Origin of the sequence: Candidatus Hydrogenedens sp. (genome assembly GCA_035378955.1) — a bacterium.
Classification (GTDB): Bacteria; Hydrogenedentota; Hydrogenedentia; order Hydrogenedentales; family Hydrogenedentaceae; genus Hydrogenedens.
Map to the genome: position 1 here is coordinate 1 of DAOSUS010000126.1, position 4668 is coordinate 4668.

General features: G+C 37.7%; 5 protein-coding genes. 4 read left to right on the forward strand and 1 reads right to left on the reverse strand.

Going from position 1 to position 4668, the window contains the following annotated elements; translation table 11 throughout:
• A partial coding sequence (locus PLA12_14375; GenBank protein HOQ33675.1) for a type I restriction endonuclease subunit R occupies positions 1-1227 on the forward strand: 1227 nt, incomplete at its 5' end.
• A gap of 181 nt (positions 1228-1408) precedes the next feature.
• Here the strand turns inward: PLA12_14375 and PLA12_14380 are convergent.
• Entirely contained in the window at positions 1409-1918 is a 510-nt protein-coding gene (locus PLA12_14380) for an ankyrin repeat domain-containing protein (protein HOQ33676.1), read from the reverse strand.
• Between the two features lie 293 nt (positions 1919-2211).
• Between PLA12_14380 and PLA12_14385 the strand changes: the two genes are divergently transcribed.
• From PLA12_14385 to PLA12_14395, 3 genes are all read left to right on the forward strand, one after another.
• Positions 2212-3075, forward strand: a complete 864-nt coding sequence (locus PLA12_14385) for a HEAT repeat domain-containing protein (protein HOQ33677.1) — start codon at positions 2212-2214, stop codon at positions 3073-3075.
• Positions 3076-3143: 68 nt separating this feature from the next.
• Complete coding sequence (locus PLA12_14390; GenBank protein HOQ33678.1) at positions 3144-3494, forward strand: hypothetical protein; 351 nt, start codon at positions 3144-3146, stop codon at positions 3492-3494.
• On the forward strand, positions 3491-4597 hold the full coding sequence (locus PLA12_14395) for a tetratricopeptide repeat protein (GenBank protein ID HOQ33679.1): 1107 nt from the start codon (positions 3491-3493) through the stop codon (positions 4595-4597). Before PLA12_14390 ends, PLA12_14395 begins: the two co-directional genes overlap by 4 nt.
• Positions 4598-4668: the final 71 nt, after the last annotated feature.

The window sequence follows — 4668 nt, forward strand, 5'->3', positions numbered from 1 at the left end:
GAAATTGACGGAGTAATAGACGAAAATTCCGAAGACACCAGCGGACTCGACCAAAACTCACGCGATTTTTTGGAAAGTGCCATTGCAGACTATAATGCCATGTTTGGTACCATGTACGACACCTCTTCCGATAAATTTCAAAATTACTATAAAGATGTAAGCGAACGCGTCAAAAATCGGGAGATAGATATTTTACTGGTAGTTAATATGTTTCTAACGGGTTTTGATGCCACTACACTCAATACCCTGTGGGTGGATAAGAATTTACGGTATCACGGACTTTTGCAAGCCTACTCGCGCACCAACCGAATTTTAAACAGCGTCAAAACCTTTGGCAATATTGTTTGTTTTCGCAATCTGGAACAAGCCACCAACGAAGCCATTGCCCTCTTTGGCGATAAGGAAGCCGGCGGAATTGTTCTATTAAGAACCTATCCTGATTATTACAACGGCTACAAAGACGGGGATAAAGAAGTGCGAGGATATAAAGCTATGGTGGAAGAACTGCTGGATAAATATCCTATAGGTGAACCGATTGCAGGCGATCAAGCTAAAAAAGATTTCATAAAGCTTTACGGCGCCATTTTGCGATTGAGAAATATACTAACGGCTTTTGATGAGTTTAAAGGTAATGAAATTTTAACCGAACGCGATACGCAAGATTATCATAGCACCTACATCGATTTATATAACGAGTTTCGAAAAACAGCCGAAGGAGAAAAAGAAGTTATCAACGACGATTTGGTCTTTGAAATGGAACTCATTAAGCAGGTGGAAATCAATATTGATTATATTTTAGAGTTGATTAAAAAATATCACAAAGACCACATCAAAAACAAAGAAATACTGGTTGATATTAATAAAGCCATTGACGCAAGTATTGGGCTACGCAATAAAAAAGACCTCATTTTGAAATTTATTGCCTCGCTTGATGCTCATTCGGTAGTAGATGAAGAATGGCAAAAATACATCGAAACCAAAAGAAGAGAAGAGCTGGATGAAATAATCAAGCAGGAAAATCTTAACCACGACGAAACCTATAAATTTATGCAAAATGCATTTCGTAATGGATATATTACAACCACAGGCACCGATTTAGCAAAGGTTTTGCCCCCTATTTCACGTTTTACGGCCACGGGCGAACGGTCCAAAAAACGCGAAAGCGTATTAAATAAGTTAACACAATTCTTTGAGCGGTTTTTCACTATTTCTAATAAAGAGATTTGAGCAATGCTGGGAATTGTTGATATATGCTCATTTAATAAAGTCAGGAATTATATTGGTCATGCCTGAAGCTCGCCAAATCGCATCCTTACACCCCGGCGAAAGAGAGGCCAGGTTAAGAAATTAAAGGGGTGATATGTTATTTTTTCGGGCCAATAGGTTGAATTTCGTTTTTTCCGGATAGTTAGTAAGCAGGCGCGAGTGTATCGAATAGGTTTAATATTTCTTTATAGCCCATTAATTCTGCAAGGTCTTTTGGGGATAAGCCATCCATTTCTATTGCTTGAATCCATGGGTCGGCACCGTGCAAAAGCAATAACTCGACAATCGAGGTATAACCGAAAAGACAAGCCCAATGAAGGGGTGTTAGGCCATAATAACTAACGGTATTCACTTTCGATACAGGAAGCAATATCTCAACAATATCTGCTCTGTTAATACGAACAGCCACATGCAGCGGGATTTCTCCCAGATGGTTTTTTTCATTGGGGTCTGCACCGAACTGTAATAAACTCTGGACTGCTTCCATAATGCCCAACCGAACAGCCCGGTGCAATGGTGGAATGTGAGATGTGTCTGTTGCGTGGTCCTCGCGGAGTGTCTCTAAAAGGACTCTTAACAAAACTGGATGGTCAGAATTTACTAATCGTTCAAGTGGGTCTGTGTTTTTTTGTGCGATGCTGAGTGTGTTCATGGCTTTACTCCTTATATTGCCCTGTGCCATTATTGTTGTTATTCAAATGTATTACGATTTAAGCAATATTCATGCCAATATTAATTGATAAATCTATGTTCTGTAAGTCATTGAAATAGAATATATTAAATAAAAAAAATATAAAACGGATTTTTGGAACTGATAAAAACTATGGATTGTAACTGACAAAATGTCGGATATTCGTCAATATTTTATACTCGTGTGATAGAAATATAGGGAAAGCATGGTATATCATATACAAACAAAATAATATATGAGGTGAAATAAAGATTATGATTTATAAAAAAAGAAATCGTTTTTTAGTGTCCTATTCTTGGTTGCTTATTCTTGGTTTATTAACGACAACCTTTTTATCTTGTAGCCCAAAAGAAAAACAAAAGGAGCAAATTTCAAAACCTTCTCTTAACGACCTGTATCAAGCATGGTATACGCAAACAACATTAAGAAGAGAAAATATAGATTATCAGACCACTTTAGATTTATCTTCGCAGATAATTTCTTTGTATGGCGAAGAAGGAATAAATAAAATTTTTAGTGTTCTCGAAAATCAGCAGGAAAAGCCTTTAGCAAAATATCTGGCGGTGATGGCTCTGACGCCATATTTGAAAGAAGACTGGGCAACGAAATTACTTCCGTTAACAGAGCCCGATAAGGAAGTTAACACGCGGGTATGTGCCATATCGCTTTTGAGTTTAATCCAAACTCCCGAAGTTACAAGCCATTTGAAGAAGTATATTAATGACCCGGAACCGCGTGTCCAGTTCGAAGTTTTAACGGCATTAGCGAAACGAGGAGAACCTGAGGGTATTCAGCAAATTCAATCACTTTGGGATAAGGCAAAGGATAGCCCCGATAAACGGGAACATATTCTTTTATCTATTCCTGCGTCTGAAATACCTTCCTTTCTACCTCTTTTTCGTGAGTCTGCAAAAGATGAGCAGTTAACGCTCACCGTTCGGCGGGAAGCCATAATGCAGTTAGGTCGTTATGGCAAGGAAAAAGAAGATGTAGACACACTTAAAAGTATATTGGATACAGAAATTGAAAATAGCATAAAGGAATTAGTTCAGAGCGCATTAGATGCAGTCAACGCTCGTTTGCAGAGGGATTCCCTTCCTCAAACACCTTCCAATTAAATAAAAAAGTGATAAAAGAAAATCTTTGATGTATAATATATAAAAAACAAATAAGGAGATTTTGTTTTATGCTGTTTCGGCAGAAACGGCCTACCTGGCTAACACAATTATTACGAAATCAGGAGATAAAGGAATCTCAATCTGTAACAGAGAATGAAACCTTTTTGATTGAACGCGAGATGATGTTAAAAGGAACCGATGTCCCGCGGGGAAATAAAATAGTTCGGCAATTCGCCGTAATGGTAAATGGTGCGGTATATGTAGTTACCAGTGGAGAACGCGTTAGCCGTGCTGTTTATGAAGCTCTATTAGAAGCCGGTGCTGTAATACCTATTCCCGGTGTAGATATAAAACCCCGAAGTCAAACTTCTGGCAGCTTACGGATAGAGGATGATTCAGTCATAGAGAACGATACATGAGCAAAAATATTCCCCTTCTCTCTGTTGCAATGATTGTAAGGGATGAAGAACAGGTTCTCCCGGAATGTTTAGAAAATCTTAAATCTTTTGTTGATGAAATTTGTATTATAGATACAGGTTCTGTAGATGAAACAATATCCATAGCAAAGTCTGCAAATGCCAAAGTAAAATGCATCCCATGGCAAGATGATTTCGCGTATGCACGCAATGAATCCTTAAAACTATGCACAGGCAAATGGATTTTTATTTTCGACGCCGATGAACGATTATCCGCTGAAGATAGCGTAAAACTTCGACAGTTAGTAGAAAAGAATATTTTTTGTGCCTACCGTTTATGGACAAGAAATTATACACAAAGGACAGACCGCAGTGATTTCCAATACGCAGAAAAAAATAATCCATGGGCTAATGAATTTCCGGGCTGGTTTCCCAGTGCAAAAATTCGATTATTTCCCAATCTACCGGAGATAAAATTTGAGGGACCCGTCCATGAAACAGTGCTCACTTCCTTACAACAAATAGGCATTCCTGTTGTTGATAACGAGGAAATTATTATCCATCATTATGGAGAGCGTAAATCGAAAGAGAAAATATTTGAGAAGCAAAAAATGTATTTACATTTAGGTAAAAAGAAAACACAACAACAGCCTGAAAATCCTTATTCATTCGCAGAATTGGCAAGCCAATATGCCGAGATGGGACATTTTCCAGATGCTTTGGAATATTACCGTAAAGCACTTGAAAAAGAAGCCAATCATCCCGAATGGTGGGCTGAAATCGGAAGCCTTTTATTTATCTTAGGACATAAAAAGGAAGCAGAACAGTCTTTCCAAATTGCGGTCAAACTAAACCCGAATTATTTTTCTGCCTGGCGAAATTTATCGCTACTTTATATAAAAACCATACGATGGAATGATGCTTTATATGCTTTAAAACAGGCCCATCGTATTCGACCCGATGATTGTGAGATTCTTGAAACGATGGGAATTGTTTTATGGGAGTTGGGAGAAAAAGAAAAAGCCCGTGAATACTTCTATCGCTTGCTTACAATAAACCCTGACAATCAAAAAATACAAGAATATATAAAATCAACTCAGATTTAATCGTATATAGCTTAATTTTTTCCTTCCTATAACAACAAAAGTAAAATGTGATTTTATATAGAAACAGAGCC

Coding starts and splice junctions, on each gene's coding strand:
- PLA12_14390 (HOQ33678.1), top strand. CDS start 3,144: ATGCTGTTTCGGCAGAAACGGCCTACCTGGCTAACACAATTATTACGA.
- PLA12_14395 (HOQ33679.1), top strand. CDS start 3,491: ATGAGCAAAAATATTCCCCTTCTCTCTGTTGCAATGATTGTAAGGGAT.
- PLA12_14380 (HOQ33676.1), bottom strand. CDS start 1,918: ATGAACACACTCAGCATCGCACAAAAAAACACAGACCCACTTGAACGA.
- PLA12_14385 (HOQ33677.1), top strand. CDS start 2,212: ATGATTTATAAAAAAAGAAATCGTTTTTTAGTGTCCTATTCTTGGTTG.